This window comes from Fulvimarina fulva (assembly GCF_039652615.1).
In the GTDB taxonomy this organism is placed as follows: Bacteria; Pseudomonadota; Alphaproteobacteria; order Rhizobiales; family Rhizobiaceae; genus Fulvimarina.
This window is the reverse complement of the sequence record NZ_JBDJAC010000007.1, coordinates 63,492-82,164: the sequence shown is the minus strand read 5'-3', so window position 1 is coordinate 82,164 and position 18,673 is coordinate 63,492. Positions and strand designations below refer to the sequence as shown.

The window sequence follows — 18,673 nt, the reverse complement described above, 5'->3', positions numbered from 1 at the left end:
TTTCCTACGTGGCCGGACACACTAACCGCCGACCCACAACCGCACAGACAGGCGTCACCATGATCGATCTCGTCTCGCAACTGACCCATCGCAAGAAGGGTTACACACTTGAAGCTCCCTTCTATACCGACCCAGAAATTTTCGCGGCGGACATGGAAGTGATCTTCGGCAAGCACTGGATTTTCGTCGGCGTCGACGTCGACATCCCCGAGCCGGGCGACGTCATGGTCGTGAAGATTCACGAGACCGAAGTCGCCATCGTGCGCGACGACGACGGCGTGATCCGCGCGTTCCACAATGTCTGCCGTCACCGTGGCGCGCGTCTCGTCCACGAAGAGAAGTCGACGGTCGGCAATCTCGTCTGCCGCTATCATTCCTGGGTCTACGACACGACCGGCGCGCTCATCCACGCCGAGCATATGGGCCAGGACTTCGACATGTCCTGCCACGGCCTGAAAAAGGTCCATTGCCGCTCGCTCGAAGGCCTGCTCTTCATCTGCCTCGACGAGAATCCGCCTTCGGATTTCGACGAGATGGAGCGCCAGCTCGCGCCCTATCTGAAGCCGCACAACCTGCGTGACGCGAAGGTTGCCTACGAGCACGACCTCGTCGAGCACGGCAACTGGAAGCTCACGATTGAGAACAATCGCGAGTGTTATCACTGCAGTGCGAACCATCCAGAGCTGACGATCCCCCTGTTCTCCTATGGCTTCGGCTTCGACCCGAAGGAGCTCGAACCATCCGAGCGTGAGCATGCGGAAAATTATGCTTGCATGCTCAATGACAACCACAAGGAATGGGAGTCCCAAGGCCTGCCGTCGAAGGAAATCGACCGCCTCGACGAGATGGTCACCAGCTTCCGCACCGAGCGTCTGCCGCTCGCAGGTGCCGGCGAAAGCCACACGCTCAACACCGAGCGCGCGTGCAAGAAGCTGATGGGTAGCATGACCAACGCCAAGGCCGGCGCCCTGCACCTGTGGACACAGCCGAACTCCTGGCATCATTTCATGGGTGACCACGCGGTCGTCTTCTCGGTTCTGCCGGTGGACGCCGAGCACTCGATCCTGCGCACCAAGTGGCTTGTCCACAAGGATGCGCGCGAAGGCATCGACTACGACCTCCAGAACCTGATCGGCGTCTGGATGGCCACCAATCAGCAGGACGGCGAACTCGTCGGCTACTGCCAGCAAGGCGTGCGTGGCAAGGGCTATGTTCCTGGGCCCTATTCTCCGCACACCGAAATGCTCGTCGAGAAATGTACCAACTGGTATGTCGGCCGCATGATGGCTCACCTAGCCAAGACGCGCGCCGTTGCCTGACGCGCCGAAGGAGGGAAGTTCGATGGACGCGCACACGCCCGAGCCATACAAAGCGCCCGTTCCAACCGGTTACTTCCGCTGGGAGCCCGAGGAAGACGAGTTCCTGATCTGCCGTGCCGTGCGTGACGAAACGCACGACGTGAAGACATTCGTTCTGGCGCCGCGCAACGAGCGCCAGTTCGAGTTCGTCTCCGGTCAGTTCATGACCTTCGAGTTCGAGATCAACGGCGAGACCATCCAGCGCTGCTACACGATCTCTTCTCCGCCCTCCCGACGCGACACCGTGACGATCACGGTCAAGCGTGTACCGGGTGGTCCGGTTTCGAACTGGCTGCACGACGAGTTCAAGCCGGGCATGATGGTCAAGGCGACCATCCCGATGGGTGAATTCACCTGGTCGGGCATGCAGCAATCGAAATATCTGTTCATCTCGGGCGGCTCCGGCATTACCCCGATGATGTCGATGACCCGCTCGGCCTACGATCTGGCCTTGATCTCGGATATTGAGTTCATCCACGCAGCGCGCACTCCCGCCGACATCATCTTCCGCGACGAGCTCGATTTCATGGGCCGGCGCAACCACTGGATCAAGCCGACCTTCATCTGCGAGCAGGACGCGCCCTTCGAGCGCTGGAACGGCTTTAGAGGCCGCTTCGACCGTCAGAAGCTTGAGGTGATCTGCCCGGACTATGCGGAGCGAACGATCTTCGTCTGTGGGCCCGCACCATTCATGAAAGCGGTCAGTGCGACGCTCAAGGATGCCGGCTTCGACATGAGCCGGTTCTATCAGGAAAGCTTCAACTTCGATTCCTTCACGGAGGAAGCTCAGGAGCAGATCGCCGAGGCCACCGAGGCGATCACCACCGACATCAAGGTATTCCAGCTGGAATTTACCAAAACGGGCCGCACGGTCGAGTGCCCTGAAGGCATTACGGTGATGGAAGCGGCGCGCCGCGCCGGTATCCGCGTTCCGTCCTCCTGCTCCAAGGGCCTTTGCGGCACTTGCAAGTCGACGATCGTCTCCGGGACGGTTGACATGAAGCACTCAGGCGGCATTCGCCAGCGCGAAATCGACAAGGGTATGGCGCTTCTGTGCTGCTCGAAGCCGACCAGCGATCTGGTCATCGACCGCTAGACGTTTTCGCGTCTTCCCCGGGCAAAAAGCCCGGGGAAGTGGAGGCCACGCCCTCAGAATTCAGCGATTGTCTGATCGCACGAAATCCGACACATCACAGCAGCCTCGATACAGGAGAGCGCCCCTCATGATCGCCAACGCCGAAGCTCTCCTCAAGCCTTTGACGATCAAGGGCATGACCATCCGCAATCGGGTGATGTCGACAAGCCATGCGCCCTCGTTCGGCAAGGATGGCAAGCCGCAGGAGCGCTACCAACTCTATCACGAGGAAAAGGCAAAGGGCGGAATCGGCCTGACCATGTTCGGCGGCTCCTCATCGGTCTCGCTCGACAGCCCCGCGACGCCCTGGAACCAGATCTCCGTCGCCGACGATTCGATCATTCCGTTCTTCCAGGAATTTGCGAACCGCATTCACCAGCACGGCGCCAAGCTGATGATCCAGCTGACCCATATGGGCCGTCGCACCAAATGGGACACGGAGAACTGGCTGCCGGTCAAATCCGCATCCGTCACCCGAGAGCCGGCTTCGCGTTCGGTCTCGAAGGCGCTGGAGCAGGAAGAGATCGACCGGATTGTCCGTGATTTCGCACAGGCTGCCCGGCGCGCCAGGGAAGGCGGTCTCGACGGCTGCGAGATTTCGGCCGCTCACGGCCATCTGGTCGACCAGTTCTGGTCGCCGCTCACCAATCAGCGCACCGACAAATATGGTGGAAGCCTCGAAAACCGCATGCGCCTCGGCTTCGAGATTCTCTCCGCGATGCGCGAGGCTGCCGGCGACGACTTCGTCATCGGCATGCGCATGTCGGGCGACGAAATGCTGAAGGGTGGCCTCACCGCCGAGGATTGCATCGCGATCGCTTCGGAATATGCCTCGCGCGGCCTCGTCGATTTCCTCAATATCATGGGCGGCGAAGCGCGCGACCACATCGCGCACGCGGTCTCGCTGCCGAACATGTCCTTCCCCGTCGCGCCCTATCTGCCGGTCGCCTCGGCCGTGAAGCGCGAGGTGGACATTCCGATCTTCCACGCCCAGCGCGTGACCGATCTTGCGACAGGTGCCCGCGCCGTTTCCGAAGGTCATGTCGACATGATCGCCATGACCCGCGCCCACATCGCCGATCCCCACCTGATCAAGAAGCTGACCGAGGGACGCGCCGACGATATCCGCCAATGCATCGGTTACGGCTACTGCATCGACCGGATCTATGTGGGCAAGGATGCGCTGTGCATTCAGAACGCTGCCACCGGCCGCGAAGCTACGATGCCGCATGTCATCGAGAAGGCCGAGGTGAAGAAGCGCGCCGTCGTGATCGGCGGCGGCGTCGGCGGTCTGGAAGCGGCGCGCGTCCTCGCCGAACGCGGCCACGAGGTGACCCTTTTCGAGAAGACCGACAAGCTGGGCGGTCAGGTGATGACGGCTGCCAAGGCGACATGGCGCGAGGCTCTCACCGGTATTCCGCGCTGGCTGGTCGGACAGGTTCAGAAGCTTGGCGTCGACATCCGCCTCAACACCGAAGCCGACGACGCGGCGATCTTCGCACTCTCACCCGATATCGTCATCGTTGCGACCGGCGGCCTTCCGCATCTCGGCGAGGCAGCAGGCCACGAGCACGCGATTTCCACCTGGGACGTTCTGGAAGGCAAGGTCGAGCCATCTGGCACCGTGCTTCTTTACGACGAGATGGGCGACCACAACGCCGCCTCGACTGCGGAGCATCTCGCCAAGAAGGGCTGTCTGGTCGAGCTTGCCACCCACGACCGGATGGTCGGCGAGGAGATCGGCGGCACGAACCAGCCCGTTCACCTGCGCGAACTCTACAATCTCGGCGTCATCCAGACCCCGAACATGGAGCTGATCGAGATTTATCCGGAGGGCAACCGCAAGATTGCGGCGCTCCGCAACGTGATGACCCACGAGGAAGAAGAGCGGGTCGTCGACTATGTGGTCGTCGACTACGGAACCCATCCCGTCGACGAGCTTCATTTCAAGCTGAAGGAAAAGTCGAGGAACGCGGGCTTCGTGGACAACGAAGCGATCGTCGCCGGCAAGCCGCAACCCTTCGAAACCAACGGTTCGGGCCAGCAGGACGGTTTCACGCTTTACCGCGTCGGCGATGTTCTTGCCGGTCGCAACATTCACGCCGCCATCTACGACGCACTCCGGCTCTGCAAGGATCTGTAGCCATGGGCGCAGCCGCTTTCCTGCCGTATGTCGTCGTCGCGATGGCGATCGTCGCCGCAGTGCAGATCGGTCGGCGCGTCGTTCTCTGGCGGTCGGGACAGCCCGCCAAGGTGGACTGGGTTGCCGGCGTCAAGGCGATCCCGAAGCGCTATCTCGTCGATGTCCACCATGTGGTCGATCGGGATAAATCCGCCTCGCGCATGCACGTGCCGGTGGCCGGCGGGCTCGTCCTCTCCGGCGGGCTTCTTCTGCTCGGCCTGATCCCCGCGCTTGCTGCCTCCGCGATCTACTGGGCGATCGTCGCGCTTGCCTTCGCGGTGATGGCGGTCGGCGTGGCGCTGGTCGCCCAGCGCCGCTATCCGCGCGCCCTACCCCGTCTTTCCCTTGGTCGCTATCAGCGCACACCGTTCTATCTCGGCGCCTTCGCGGGCGGCGGACTTCTGTGTTCTCTACTCGCGACCTTCGGCGATCCCCTGCCGTTTTTCTCGCTGCTTTTCCTGATCATTGCGGCAGCCGGCGGCCTCGCGCTCGCTGCCCAGGCCGCGACTGGACCGATGCGCCATGCGCTGGCGGGCGCCGCCCATCTTGCGCTTCATCCCCGTCCCGAGCGTTTCGACGCGTCGCTGCCCAAGGGGCGCTCGACGGGCCTGAAGCCGATCGCACTCGATGGCGACAAGCTTGGCCGCGAGGACCCCGCCGATTTCGCCTGGAACAGGCTTCTGTCCTTCGACGCCTGCATTCAATGCGGCCGGTGCGAGGCCGCCTGCCCGGCTTTCGCCGCGGGCCAGCCTCTTTCTCCAAAGCATCTGATTGCCGATCTTGCGGCAGCGGGCGGCGGTGGCTATGGCAGTCCGTATGCCGGAAATCCCTATCCGAACGCACGGTCGACCGGCGGAGAAGCGGGTCTTCATCACGCGGTCATCGGTGAAGGCGGCATCGTCCATCCCGACACGATCTGGTCCTGCACCACCTGCCGGGCCTGCGTCGAGGAGTGCCCGATGATGATCGAGCACGTGGACTCCATCGTCGATCTCAGGCGTTACCAGACGCTGGAACTGGGTGCCGTGCCCGGCAAGGGCGCCGATGTTCTCGATAATACGCGTCTGGCCGACGAGCCGAACGGCCATCGCCTCAGCGAGCGGACAGACTTCGCGAGCGGCCTCGACCTGCGCACCCTCGCCAAGGGCGAAAGCACTGAGGTCCTGCTCTGGCTCGGTCAGGCAGCGTTCGACCTGCGCGGCCAGCGAACGCTGAGAGCCCTGATCCGCCTTCTGAACGAAGCAGGCGTCGACTTCGCGGTGCTTGGCGAGACTGAGCGTGATTGCGGCGACCTCGCTCGCCGTCTCGGCGACGAGGCGAGCTTCCAGCAGCTGGCGAAAGCGAATATCGACACGCTCTCGAAGGTCAGCTTCAAGCGTATCCTCACGGCCGATCCCCATGCGCTCCACACGCTACGCAATGAATACTCGGCTTTCGGAAGCGCTTACGAGGTCGTGCACCACACCGCGTTCCTCAATGAACTCGTCGAGACGGGACGCCTGTCCACTGGTCATATCGCCGGTCATGCGATCACCTATCACGATCCCTGCTATCTCGGCCGCTACAACGGCGAGTTCGATGCGCCCCGCGCGCTTCTGGATGCGCTCGGACTGGAGCGTCGCGAAATGGTCCGCTCCAAGCGCAAGTCGATGTGCTGCGGTGGTGGCGGCGGTGCACCGACGGCGGATATTCCGGGCGATAATCGCATCCCGGACATCAGGATGGGCCAGGTGCGCGAGACCGGCGCAAAGACGGTCGCGGTCGCCTGCCCGCAATGCACCGCGATGCTCGAGGGCGTCACGGGCGACCGGGCTGAGGTGAAGGATGTCGCAGAACTGCTGCTCGATGCGGTCGAGGCCGGCAAGAACGCGAAGTCCCGCAAACAGGGAACACAACGGGAGCTCGAACCCGCATGAGCCGCGCGCGACGCGACCCAAGAGCTGAACGCGAGGCAAAGACGGTCGCCGGCACAGCCCGCCGGCGCATCGATCTTGCAGCATCGGTCTCGCCATCCCGGCGCCCGCGCAGAGACCCGCGCGCGGAACGCGAAGTGATCGAAGTCTTCGGTGCGCCGCGCAAGCGCTACGATCGCACCCAGACGACCGCCCTCGTCTCCCGCATGACGAATCGGACGGACGCGCCCGCGGCCAAGCCGAAGGCGCCGCAGGTCCGCATCCTCGAAACGCCGGCCTTCCACGTCTTCGCCATCCTGCAGACGCCGAAGGGCCGGCTGTCGCGCTTTGACCGCCAGATCCTTGGTGCTGCCCGCATGCTTGCCGATGCCGGCGGCGGCGGTGGTGCCGTCGTCGCTCTCGCGCCAGCTGCAACAGCCGATCTTGGCGCAGCCGGCGCTGATCGCCTCCTCGATCTCGGCGACGATCCGAACATGCCCGCATCCCTCAAGGCTGAAGGCATCAGTGCGGCTGTCGCGCAGCTTCAGCCGAAGCACATCCTTCTTGCCGAGGATGATGAAAGCGCCGATCTCGCGCGCCGTCTCGCCGTATCGCTCGGCGAACCCATCCTGACCGATGCGGTCTATCTGAGTGCCAAGCAGGTGGCGCGGCGCAAAAACGGGATGAGAGCCGAAGAATACGGCGAGCCGCCGCGCATCATCACGCTCGACGAGGATCGTGCCGCGAATTATTCCGGGGCCCCTTGCGAAGCCCGCAAGATCGAGGACGCGCCTCATCTCGATATGAGCGATCCGTCGATCCTGTCAGTCGAGACAATCCCCGGTGATCCGTCTGAGCTTTCGCTTTCCGAGACGGATTTCGTTTTGTCGGCGGGCAATGGCGTGACCGACATCGAGGAATTCAAGGTCCTCGCCAAGGTGATGACCGCGACGCCCGGCGCATCCCGCGTCATCTGCGATGCCGGTCTGATGCCGCGCTCGGCCCAGGTCGGCGCTTCGGGCACGGTGCTGTCTTCGGAATGCTATCTTGCCTTGGGCATCGCTGGCGCGCCGCAGCATCTTCAGGGCATCGCAGGCTGCGATCACGTGATCGCGGTCAACACCGACCTGCATGCCAAGATGGTGGAGCGCTCCGGGCTGGCGATCATTCAGGACGCCCAGCTGGTGATGCCCGCCCTGAGGCAACTCATCGAAGAGCGTCGAGGCAAGGCATGAAGTCCGCCGTCCTCCTTTCCAATTCCCGCCATCCGGTGTCCGGTCGCCCGGCTCTCGCGCGGCTGGAAGCTCAGGCCATCGCGCTTGTAAAGCGGCTCGGCGGTTCGGTGAGCGGTCTCCATGCCGGCGAAGAGACCGATGCGACACGCGAAGCGCTCGGCGTCGGTCTTTCCTTTGTCGAATGTCTGCAGATGTCGGACGACGCCGATCCAGTCCCGGTCTTGATTGACCGCCTGAAAGCAGATCAGTTCGACCTGATTCTCGCGGGGCGTCGCGGTCAGGGCGGCCTCGATACGGGGCTCGTCCCCTATCTGATCGCCAAGGCACTCGACCGCCCGATCATCGCCGATGTGGTCGCGATCGAGGTCGGCAGCGAACCGGGCACGATCCGGGTAGATCAGGCCCTCAAGAAAGGTGCCCGTCGACGGGTGACGGTGCGCCTGCCCGCGATCATGACGGTCCATCCATTGGCGCCAAGCCCCGCCGTCTTCGCCTACGCAGCCGCACGGCGCGGAGAAATCCGGTCTGTCAGCGTTGGCGAAGAGGTGCCAAATACGTCAGCTTTCGCCGAGCGGCCCTATCGCAATCGTCCGCGCCTGATGCGCACTGCCGAAGCGTCCAGCGGCGATGTCAGCGAAAAGCTGCACGTCCAGCCGGCCCCGGAAGAAGCGGCAAGGCTGATCCTCGATTATCTCGAACGAAACGGGATTCGCTCGTTTTAACGCATGTTGGAGCGCCAGAGGTTTGGAAGCGGTGCTTTCAAATTTCTGGCGCACTCAGGGCTTCACACGCTTGCGCTTGAGCAGCCTCATGATCAGACGCCGATCCGCAGCGCCGGTTGCAAGGGCCAGCGCGAAATAGATCGCCATGGCAACCGCCACGAGAATCAGAATGGCAGCGATCTGGGTCGAAACCGGATCGTTCGGCTTCAGCCAGTCGCCGAGCTCCCACATCATCGCAACGAGCGAGAGTCCCATCAGACCGGCGCTGAGAAGAATCAGCGCCGAGCGTTTCAAGAGCTGCCCATCGATCTCCCAAAGCCCCTTGCTATAGAGCCCCCAGAACAGGAGGCCCGCATTCAGCCAGCCCGCGATCGTGGTCGCCAGCGCGATGCCCTGTTCGGCGAGGACCTGGAACAGGGCGAGCGACAGGACGATATTGGCACCGGCCGAGATCATCGTCGCGATCATCGGGCTTTTGGTGTTCTCGCGGGCGAAATAGCCCGGCTGAAACACCTTCATCATCACGAAGGCCGGCAGTCCGAGCGCGTAAAGGCCGAGAACGGAGGCGACAGCAGGCGTCGCAGATGGTTCGAATTCGCCGCGCTCGTAGATAACCCGGATGATCGGCTCCGGAATGATAAAGAGCGCCACGGCCGCGGGCACCGTGAGGAACAGAGCGAATTCGAGCGAGCGGTTCTGCGTGTGCTGCGCCTCGGCGAGCCGTCCTGCCTTCAGGGATCGGGCGAGTTCGGGAAGGAGAACAACGCCGATCGCGACACCCACCATGCCGAGCGGCAGCTGATAGGGCCGATCGGCATATTGGAGGATGGAGACAGCGCCCGGCTTGAAGGAGGCGATCGCCTGACCCACGAAGAGGTTGATCTGGGTGATGCCGCCGATCAGGGCCGCCGGCCCCGCCAGGACGAGAAGACGCTTCAGCCCCTTCGTCCAGCGCGGCATTCTGAGGGCGACGGAAAAACCGCCCAACCGCATGGCGGCAACGACGATCGCAAGCTGGAGGAGACCCGATGCCAGGACACCCCAGCTCATCAGATAGGCCGTCGCCGGCTTGTCGTAATCGGCGACGATCGCATAGCCGATGACGCCGATGAGAACGAAGTTCAGGACGGTCGGCGCGGCTGCAGCGGCGAAAAAGCGCCTGAAGGAGTTCAGGATGCCGGACACCATCGCCATCAGCGACATGCAGGCGAGATAGGGAAACATGATGCGCGACAGGCTGATTGTCAGGTCAAGGCGCTGCGCGCAGGAAAGCGCCTGAGCACCGACTTCCTCATCGACGCAATAGGTAATACCGGGAGCAATGATCGTCTTCACCAGAAACGGCATGAAGATCCAGGCGACGACGGTGAAGAGCGTCAGAACGGCGAAGAGCGTGGAATAGACTTCCGACGCGAAGCGCTTGGCACCCGCCTCGCCTTCCTCTTCCAGGGATCGGGAAAAGAGCGGGATGAAGGCCGCATTGAACGCGCCTTCCGCAAACAGCCGGCGAAAGAGATTCGGAAAGCGGAAAGCAAGATTGAAGGCGTCCGCGACCGGGCCAACGCCCAGAGCCGACGCCATCAGCATTTCCCGCCCGAAACCGAAGACGCGGCTTACCATCGTCGCGCCACCGACGGTCGCAAATTTCGAAATCAGACTCATTTGAATTGAAGACCAAAGGCGCTCTGTGACGACATCGCGCTGCCCGAGGAGACTTCGCCTTCGGCGCTGATGAGAACGTTTTCCAGCCGCCGCTCGATCCGCGCGATCTTTGCTTCGGACGTGACCTTACCACCGATAAGGTCGGTCACGTAAAACGCATCGATGATCTTCTCGCCATAGGTCGAGACATGGGCGGAGCGGATATCGAGGCTGAGGTCCGAGATCGCGCCGGTGATGTCGGCGAGAAGCCCCGTCCGGTCGAGCCCTTCCACCTCTATGACCGTGACACGGTTCGAAAGCCCGTTGTCGACGGTCACCTTCGGCTTCACGTCAAAAAGGTCGGTCCGATGCGCGCCACGCGGCTGAGCGATGAGCTTCGACATGATCGTCTCGCCGCGCAGGAGCTTGCCGATGTTCTCGCAGATCCTGCGCGCCCGGCGCAGTTCGTCCTCTTCGTTCTCGAAAGCGCGCGAGATCGTCATCACGTCGAGGGCACGGCCATCGGTCAGCGTGAAGATCTGAGAATCGGCGATGTTGGCCTGCGCACCGGCACAGGCACCAGCAAGCTGGGACACCAGACGCGGATGATCGGGAGCCAGCACCTTGATGCGCGTCACCTGGCGGAACGCATCGGTCGTCACTTCCGTCGCCAGAGGCTCGCCCCCGCTCGCGCAGCGGATGAATTCGGCATCCGCCACCTGCTCGTCGATCGGGACGGTCAGGAAATAATTCGGATAAGGCAGATCGAGATACGCCTCCCGCTCCTCCTCGCTCCAGTCGGCAAGACGCTCGGAGAGAAGGCGGCGAGCGCCGATCAGGCGTTGTTCGCGGGAGGTTTGCGTGAAGCCGCCCGACAGCGTGGGCTCGGTCTCGAAATAAAGCGTGCGAATAAGCTGGCCCTTCCAGCCGTTCCAGACGCCGGGCCCAACGGCGCGGATGTCGCAGACGGTGACGACCATCAGGAGTTTCAGCCGCTCGAGCGTGCGGACCCGTTCGGCAAAGTCGATGATCGTCTTGCGATCGGCAAGGTCGCGCTGCTGGGCCGTCATCGACATCACCAGATGGTCCTCGACAAGCCAGGCCACCAGCTCCGTTTCGCGCGCGTCGAGGCCGAACCGTGGACACAGCTGGCGAGCGACGCGGGCACCGGCAATCGAGTGATCCTCCGGGCGCCCCTTGGCAATGTCATGAAGGAACAGCGCAACGTAGAGAAGACGCCGATCGCGCAGCTTCGGGACGATCTCGGACGCCACAGGCAGTTCGTCGACGAGTTCGCCGCGCTCGATCAGGGAGAGCTCGGTCAGCGTGCGCAGGAGATGCTCGTCCACCGTGTAGTGATGGTACATATTGAACTGCATCATCGCGACGATCTTGCCGAATTCCGGAACGAAGCGGCCGAGGACACCAGCCTCGTTCATGCGGCCCATGTGCAGGCCCGGATTCTTTCGATCCGTCAGAACGTCGAGAAACAGGGAATTGGCCTGGGGGTTCTCGCGCAGATCCTTGTTGATCAGACGCAATGAGCGGCGAATAATCTTCAAGGCATCCGGATGATATTCGAGATCATGCATCGCCGCGAGGCGAAAGATGCGAATGATGTTGACCGGGTCGCGCTTGAAGACATCGCGCGAGACGACGTTGATGCGATTGTTGTCGATGTGAAAGTCGAGCGTTCCGGGGATCGACTTCGCCCGGTTGCGCAGCGAGCGGACGAAGCCACGCAGACCCGGTGCTTCCTTGGCCTCCTCTTCCTCAAGCGCGGCGCAGAAGATGCGCGTCAGATCGCCCACGTCCTTGGCGATGAGGAAGTAGTGCTTCATGAACCGTTCGACCGCCTGAAGCCCCGGATGGATATTGTATCCCAGACGTTCGGCGATCGTCGGCTGCAGGTCGAACGACAGGCGTTCCTCGGCTTTCCCGGTTTCGAAATGCATGTGGCAGCGCACGGCCCAGAGAAAGTCCTCGGCCTTGGCGAAGAGCGTCTGCTCGCGGCGCGAAAAGACGCCGGCCTTGACCAATGCCTCAGAGGTGTCGACCCGGTAGTGGTATTTGGCGATCCAGAACAGCGTATTGAGATCGCGCAGTCCGCCCTTGCCTTCCTTTACGTTGGGTTCGACAAGGTAGCGCGTGTTACCGGACTTCGAATGGCGCTGGTCGCGTTCGGCGAGCTTTGCTACGATGAATTCGCGACTTGTGCCCTGAACGACCTCCTTGTCGAAACGCCTGTCGAGTTCAGCCGCGATCTTCGCCTCGCCGGCAACCAGCCACCGCTCCAGGATCGACGTCCGGATCGTGAAATCGTCTTTCGAGAGCGCGATACATTCGTCGACTGTCCGCGAGGCATGGCCGACGGTGAAACCGAGATCCCAAAGGAAGTAGAGAAGATATTCGGCGATCTTCTCGCAAATTTCCGAGTGCTTTGACGGCATCAGAAAAAGCAGGTCGATGTCTGAGCCCGGCGCGAGCGTTCCGCGACCATAGCCTCCGACAGCCAGGACAACAAGCCGTTGATCGGCGGGAAGTTCAGAAACGTCGAACACATGTTTCACGGAAAAATCGTGGATGGTTCGGATCAGAGCATCCTGGAGAGCCGCCAGCCGGCGGGCGCAGAGAGTGCCCAGATTGTCCTCGAAGAGCATCGTGCGGATCGCGGCCCGCCCTTCTGACACGACGACCTTCAAACGCTCCAGGACTTTCAGACGCAGATCGCTGCCGTTGCCTGCGTGATACGTTTCGGCGATCGCATCGAGGTCGGCCCGGAGCTTCGCTCGATCGAGAATCCCCTCGAGCGAAACGAATGTCTCGTCGGGAGAAGACGCGGTGGGGCTGATGCCCTCGGTGGTCTCATCGTCTGCCGTCGAAGCGGGCTCGAACAACGCGTTCTGGCTCATGCCAATCCTGCAATTTGGTGCATCTTCAGCGCGGCTTGGCCGCATCTGACGCCTCTATAGAGGAAAGCACCGCTGTTCGCGAATGCCGCTGTAACGATAAACGATTCGGCGTTCGAAGGTCAGGCGCAGACCCGATTTCGGCCCGTATGTTTGGCGTGATAGAGATTGATATCGGCGCGCTTGTAGAACTGTCCGATGTCGTCATCGCGCTGGGATACTGCGACGCCGATCGAAACCGTGACACGCAGATTTGCACTCCCCGTCCTGATCACGAGCTTGCCGATTGCCTCGCGGATACGTTCCGCAAAGGCAGCGCAATCGGATTTCCCCATGTTCGGCGCGACGACGGCGAATTCTTCCCCGCCCAGCCGCGCGACGATGTCGTGATGGCGCGTGAACTCGAAGAGACAGTTGGCGACCGTCTTGAGAACCTGATCGCCGACATCATGCCCGTGGGTATCGTTGATCGATTTGAAATGGTCGAGATCGAGAAGCATGAAACCCAGCGGCCGGCCAATCTTGGCGAACTCTTCGAGATAATGCCGCATCGCCTCGTCGAAGAACCGCCGATTGTGCATGCCGGTCAGCGCATCGGTCAGTGCGGCAGTCTCCAGATCCTGCGATCGCCGCTCCAACACCCCCGTCAGAGACTGGAGCTGCCCCCGTTCCTTGTTCTCGCGCCGCATGGAGGGCAGAATCCAGAACGCGATGATACCGAGCGTCGAGACCATGGCGATCGTGGAGAGAGCCGCAGCCCCCGCTGCGAACAGGCGCTGATTGTCATCGAGATAGACCAGAAGCGGATATCCGAGGACGATCAACGCAACAAGACTTATCGCTGCGAATGAAGCAGTCGTTATGCAGATCCATCCGGAAATGTAGGAACGCGATAGGGTCATATGCGAAATGGCCAGCCGAAGCTTAACTTTCTTTCATTCAATCAGTTAAGCATAAGGTCTTAACGGCAGGTTTCCCGCCGACCCGCAATTGATCACACCTCGTTTATCCGAACAGTCGAAAGACCAATAATAACGAGAACAATTGTTATTATAAGTTCGATTTCGTATTTTCGATTTCAACAGCTTAGATCGAATGCACGAAAAAATGCGTCCATTGCGAAAATTTAGCTAAAGTCAGGGCCCCAATCACGGCGCATCGTCGCCATACCGTTGGATCGTCCCAGCTCCTCGTATCCGGCAGCCTCGTAGACCTTCATCGCCGGCTCGTTGTCTAGCTCCACCTTGAGGGTGATGGAGATGGCGCCGAGCTCCCGCGCGGCATTCTCGGCATAGGCTGCCAGCTCCTTGCCGGCCCCACCGCGCGACTCTTCCTCGATGAAGACATAGACGAGATGACGGACCTCGGGCCCGATCCCGACACGCAGGGCGAAGAAACCCACATCGCGGCCGGTTTCATCCACAAGATAGAACGATGCGTCGTCCGGCTCGTTCAGCCATTTTTCCTGCCACTCGAGCGGATCGAACGGATATTTGGCGTTCGGATTGACCAGTGCGAGATCGGCTTCATTGGAAAGAAGGCGCGCGAGAGGCGTCAGGTCGAAAGGTCGGTTCGGGCGAAGGGTCAGTTGTGTCATGTCCGCTTTCTTCGTCACGAGTGTCGGTAGCGCGGACTGCCATAACCCGGAATTGAGGTTCCGCTCTACGTCCTTGTTTCCGCGTGACTTGATCCGAAAGGCCTGCGGCTTTCGGCGTCATGCGTAAGATCGATGTCGCCCTGCTTCCCACAGGAGGGTTCCGGATTTCAACCGCTGGACCGCGGGAGACTGCCATGGGCCGCACGCGCGGCTGAGACGCATCTTTGACCGCCGTTACCGGGGCGAGATCGAACCCAACTCCCATGGCAGGCAGGGGCTGAAGGCCGGAAGCGAGCGAGGCCCAGGCAAAAAAACCCCGGCCATTTCTGGCCGGGGCGCGGGGGTCAGTGCGTTAGATCAAACTTACTTGTAGACGACATCGTCGTAGATCGGCGCAGGCTCGGAATAGATCGGAGCAGGCTCCGCATACACCGGCTGTGCGATCGCCGGGCCCTTGCCCTTGCCAAAACCGCTTCCACCGAACTCATAGCGCAGGCCGGCCCGGATGGTGTGGATGTCGAAGCCGTTATCGTAACCCTGCGTACCCGTAGCGCCGAGCGCAATGTCATCGGAATCGAAGCCGAACGCATCGCCACCGTTGACGTGGGTCCACTTGTAGCCCGCATCGAATTTCAGGTTGGCGGTGATGTCGTAGCTGGCACCGGCCGTCAGACCGTAAGCGAACCGCCAGCTGTCCTTGCCGGCATGCGTGTAGGTTTCGCCGCAGAAGCTCGCGAGGTGGGGGGCGCAATCGTACCTGTTCTTCATCTCACCGTAGGAGACGTGGGCAAAACCGAGGCCACCACCGACATAGGGCGTGATGCCGCCATAGGTGCCGAGGTCCGCATAGGCATTCGCCATCAGAACCCAAACGTCGGCGTCGGCCTTGTCATCGTAGCGGCATTCATAGGATGCAACCTTGAACGGCGCGCAATTGGACGTGCCCCGAAGATCGTTGCTGAAATAGTCAGCCGTCAGATCGACGCGGGCAAAGTCGTTGAAGCGATAACCGATACCGCCGCCGACAACCACGCTCTCGTCCAGCGTGATCTCGTTGTAATCATACGAGTTGTAGAAAAAGTCGTGCGAAAGCACGCTGCTTTCGTACGTGCTGTAGCGACCACGCGTCGTGTCGCTGAAACGATAGCCGACGTCGCCGCGCAGGTACCATCCGCCCGTCGCGATCGGCTCCGGCTGGTGAACGATCGGTGGCTCGACGTAGATCGGCTCTTCGATCAAGTCTGCTGCATGGGCCGAAAATGCCACCGTCGTCAGGGCACCAAGCGCCGCGACGGTGGCCAAGAGATATTTCTTCATAGCGATTTCCCCGCGTCAACGGCATATCGGCCACCCCGCGTGACCATTAGCCTTAACGAAGACGGTAAATCGAAACGGTTAACGCGAGGTTACTCGGTTAACGACCTCTCAAAAAAGAGGGCGCCGAAGCACCCTACTTTCATGTCCGGATTGACTGCAGGAGTAGGTCCGCGCCTTCGGGGCCTCGGAAAAGACCAAGAACGCGAAAAGGGCCTAGTTTCCGGTCTGCCCTTGCTGGATCGCCGTGTACGGAATCTTGAAAGCAGAGTTCTGGATGTCCCCGCCTTCTTTCACGTTGTAGATCATTACCGTCGTGTCACGGCCCTGCTTGTCGCGGATCGTCCACTGCTTGAGATCACTGGTCTTGGGATCGAACATCATCGTGATGGTCGAATTGCCGAACACCGAACGGTCACCCATGACGATCGTCGTCAGGTCCGGCTCTTCCCGAACGCTGCGGATGTTCGCCGACGACAGGTTGATCCGGCGGTCGAGCAACAGCTTCAGCGGAGTCTGAGACAGCGGATAGGTATCCCACGTGTTCAGCTTCTTGTTGTTGATCGCGACGGTTGTCCCGTCGGCAATCACCCGCAAGGGTTGCGAAGCGTAGTCGAAACGCACCTTGCCGGGCTTTTCGATGTAGAACTTGCCTTCGCTCTGCCGGCCATTCGGATCGAACTGCACGAAGTCCCCGTGCATGGAGGGAATGGCGGAGAAGTGGTCCGCGATCCGCTGGGCCGCTGCACTGCTCTGGGCAAATGCCGGCCCGCTCATCGCGGTGACAGTCGGAGCCGCCACGCCGAGCGCCAACATCAGTGAAAGCGCTGTGCGACCGCCGAACGCTTTTGCTTTTTCTGCAAACTTGGAAGTTTTCATCATGTTCGCCATTACCGTCTGCTTGTCCAAGGTCGTCCGGTCCGTGGCCTTAAAAGGATCAGGGACCTCGCACGAACCTTGTTGTTTCGCGTCCCATATGTTCGCAACATTAGGGCATTGCCATGTCTTCGGACATGACGTTTTCATCATGAAGGGGAGCTGAACACCGGCTTTTGAATACCGAAGACGATCAGCTGGTCGCCATCAGAACGAACCGAACCCGCCGATTGCCACAAAGACGGCGATCATCATGAAGACGATCCCCAGGATGATCGTCGGGCGGTAGCCGAAGGGTCTCGCCCATGGCCAGATCGGAACGGCCATGATCATGACCAGGAACGCTATGACGACGACAATCGGACCGATACCGACTTCCATTTCTCTTGATCCACTTCGCATTGGCGCCGACCGAAAGGTGCGGCTTTATAAGTCGTGTCACATGAGCGCCATCGGGCTAAGGTCAATTGACAAGCTCAGGAAGACAGCCCACGTCCGCTTCAAGATATGAACGAGAAGAGCACTGCAACCATGGATGACATGACGCCTCCACTCGAGGGACCACTGGCCGGCCCGCTCGATCGCCGTAAAACCGTCGGTGTCGACGTGGGCGGCGTCATGGTGGGCGGAAACGCCCCCGTCGTCGTGCAGTCGATGACGAACACGGACACCGCCGATATCGATGCGACGGTCGCCCAGGTCGCGGCACTTCACCGCGCGGGCTCCGAGATCGTGCGTATCACCGTCGATCGCGACGAGGCGGCTGCGGCTGTTCCGAAGGTTCGTGAACGGCTCGACCGGCTCGGCGTCGACGTGCCCCTCGTCGGCGATTTCCACTATATCGGCCACAAGCTGCTCGCCGATCATCCCGCCTGCGCGGAGGCGCTCGGCAAATACCGGATCAATCCCGGCAATGTCGGCTTCAAGACGAAGAAGGACAAGCAGTTCGGCGAGATCATCGAGATGGCGATCCGCTACGACAAGCCGGTGCGGATCGGCGTCAACTGGGGTTCGCTCGATCAGGAACTTCTTACGAAGCTGATGGACGCCAACAACGATCTGCCCGAGCCGAAATCGGCGAGGGCCGTGACCCGCGAAGCCATCATCCAGTCGGCTCTCCTGTCGGCGGAACTCGCCGAGGAGATCGGCCTGCCCCGCGAGCGGATCATCCTTTCGGCGAAGGTCTCCAACGTGCAGGACCTGATCGCGGTCTATCGCGATCTTTCGCGCCGCACCGACCGGTGCCTCCATCTGGGCCTCACCGAGGCCGGCATGGGCTCGAAGGGTATCGTCGCTTCTTCGGCCGCCATGGGCATTCTCCTGCAGGAAGGCATCGGCGACACGATCCGCGTCTCGCTGACGCCCGAGCCGAACGGGGACCGGACCCGCGAAGTTCAGGTGGCACAGGAACTTCTCCAGACCATGGGATTTCGCCAGTTCCTGCCTGTCGTCGCCGCGTGCCCCGGCTGCGGGCGCACGACCTCGACGGTGTTTCAGGAGCTTGCCGAGAAGATCCAGAGCGACATCCGCGAGAACATGCCGATCTGGCGCGAGAAATATCCCGGCGTCGAGCAGCTCAACGTCGCCGTGATGGGCTGCATCGTGAACGGTCCGGGCGAGTCCAAGCATGCCGATATCGGCATCTCCCTGCCCGGCACGGGTGAGCAGCCGGCCGCGCCGATCTTTATCGACGGCAAGAAAGCGGCGACCCTTAGGGGACCAAACATTGCAGCCGATTTCCAGGTGATGGTCACGGACTATATCGAAAAGCGCTTCGGCTCCGGACGGGAGCGCGACGCCGCCGAATAGTCA

Annotated in this window: 14 protein-coding genes; 7 read left to right on the top strand and 7 right to left on the bottom strand. The window is 61.5% G+C overall.

Annotated elements, in window-relative coordinates; translation table 11 throughout:
* The first annotated feature begins 59 nt into the window (after nucleotides 1-59).
* From ABDX79_RS11285 to ABDX79_RS11260, 6 genes are all read left to right on the top strand, one after another.
* On the top strand, nucleotides 60-1,319 hold the full coding sequence (locus tag ABDX79_RS11285; protein ID WP_346220393.1) for an aromatic ring-hydroxylating oxygenase subunit alpha: 1,260 nt from the start codon (nucleotides 60-62) through the stop codon (nucleotides 1,317-1,319).
* A gap of 22 nt (nucleotides 1,320-1,341) precedes the next feature.
* Entirely contained in the window at nucleotides 1,342-2,454 is a 1,113-nt protein-coding gene (locus ABDX79_RS11280) for an FAD-binding oxidoreductase (RefSeq protein ID WP_346220392.1), read from the top strand.
* A 127-nt stretch (nucleotides 2,455-2,581) separates the two neighbouring features.
* Nucleotides 2,582-4,636, top strand: a complete 2,055-nt coding sequence (locus tag ABDX79_RS11275; protein WP_346220391.1) for an NADH:flavin oxidoreductase — start codon at nucleotides 2,582-2,584, stop codon at nucleotides 4,634-4,636.
* A gap of 2 nt (nucleotides 4,637-4,638) precedes the next feature.
* Complete coding sequence (locus ABDX79_RS11270; protein WP_346220390.1) at nucleotides 4,639-6,591, top strand: DUF3483 domain-containing protein; 1,953 nt, start codon at nucleotides 4,639-4,641, stop codon at nucleotides 6,589-6,591.
* Nucleotides 6,588-7,802, top strand: coding sequence for an electron transfer flavoprotein subunit alpha/FixB family protein (locus tag ABDX79_RS11265; protein WP_346220389.1), 1,215 nt, complete (start codon nucleotides 6,588-6,590; stop codon nucleotides 7,800-7,802). Before ABDX79_RS11270 ends, ABDX79_RS11265 begins: the two co-directional genes overlap by 4 nt.
* Nucleotides 7,799-8,524 (top strand): adenine nucleotide alpha hydrolase family protein, encoded by a 726-nt coding sequence (locus tag ABDX79_RS11260; RefSeq protein ID WP_346220388.1) that lies wholly within the window; start codon nucleotides 7,799-7,801, stop codon nucleotides 8,522-8,524. The genes ABDX79_RS11265 and ABDX79_RS11260 overlap by 4 nt, the downstream gene beginning before the upstream one ends.
* 54 nt (nucleotides 8,525-8,578) lie before the next feature.
* On the opposite strand, the gene murJ is transcribed toward ABDX79_RS11260, so the two are convergent.
* From murJ to ABDX79_RS11225, 7 genes are all read right to left on the bottom strand, one after another.
* Complete coding sequence (gene murJ, locus ABDX79_RS11255) at nucleotides 8,579-10,186, bottom strand: murein biosynthesis integral membrane protein MurJ (protein ID WP_346220387.1); 1,608 nt, start codon at nucleotides 10,184-10,186, stop codon at nucleotides 8,579-8,581.
* Nucleotides 10,183-13,077, bottom strand: a complete 2,895-nt coding sequence (locus tag ABDX79_RS11250) for a [protein-PII] uridylyltransferase (RefSeq protein ID WP_346220386.1) — start codon at nucleotides 13,075-13,077, stop codon at nucleotides 10,183-10,185. The genes murJ and ABDX79_RS11250 overlap by 4 nt, the downstream gene beginning before the upstream one ends.
* A gap of 119 nt (nucleotides 13,078-13,196) precedes the next feature.
* A complete protein-coding gene (locus ABDX79_RS11245) occupies nucleotides 13,197-13,898 on the bottom strand; it encodes a GGDEF domain-containing protein (RefSeq protein ID WP_346220385.1) in 702 nt (233 codons plus the stop codon).
* Nucleotides 13,899-14,200: 302 nt separating this feature from the next.
* Nucleotides 14,201-14,671, bottom strand: coding sequence for a GNAT family N-acetyltransferase (locus ABDX79_RS11240; protein ID WP_346220384.1), 471 nt, complete (start codon nucleotides 14,669-14,671; stop codon nucleotides 14,201-14,203).
* Nucleotides 14,672-15,034: 363 nt separating this feature from the next.
* On the bottom strand, nucleotides 15,035-15,988 hold the full coding sequence (locus ABDX79_RS11235; protein ID WP_346220383.1) for an outer membrane beta-barrel protein: 954 nt from the start codon (nucleotides 15,986-15,988) through the stop codon (nucleotides 15,035-15,037).
* 213 nt (nucleotides 15,989-16,201) lie between these two features.
* Nucleotides 16,202-16,864 (bottom strand): outer-membrane lipoprotein carrier protein LolA, encoded by a 663-nt coding sequence (locus ABDX79_RS11230; RefSeq protein WP_463671160.1) that lies wholly within the window; start codon nucleotides 16,862-16,864, stop codon nucleotides 16,202-16,204.
* Nucleotides 16,865-17,068: 204 nt separating this feature from the next.
* Nucleotides 17,069-17,242 (bottom strand): DUF3309 family protein, encoded by a 174-nt coding sequence (locus tag ABDX79_RS11225; protein ID WP_346220382.1) that lies wholly within the window; start codon nucleotides 17,240-17,242, stop codon nucleotides 17,069-17,071.
* A 159-nt stretch (nucleotides 17,243-17,401) separates the two neighbouring features.
* Here ABDX79_RS11225 and ispG point away from each other — a divergent pair, with 159 nt between their 5' ends.
* Nucleotides 17,402-18,670, top strand: a complete 1,269-nt coding sequence (gene ispG, locus ABDX79_RS11220; RefSeq protein ID WP_346220381.1) for a flavodoxin-dependent (E)-4-hydroxy-3-methylbut-2-enyl-diphosphate synthase — start codon at nucleotides 17,402-17,404, stop codon at nucleotides 18,668-18,670.
* Nucleotides 18,671-18,673 lie beyond the last annotated feature (3 nt).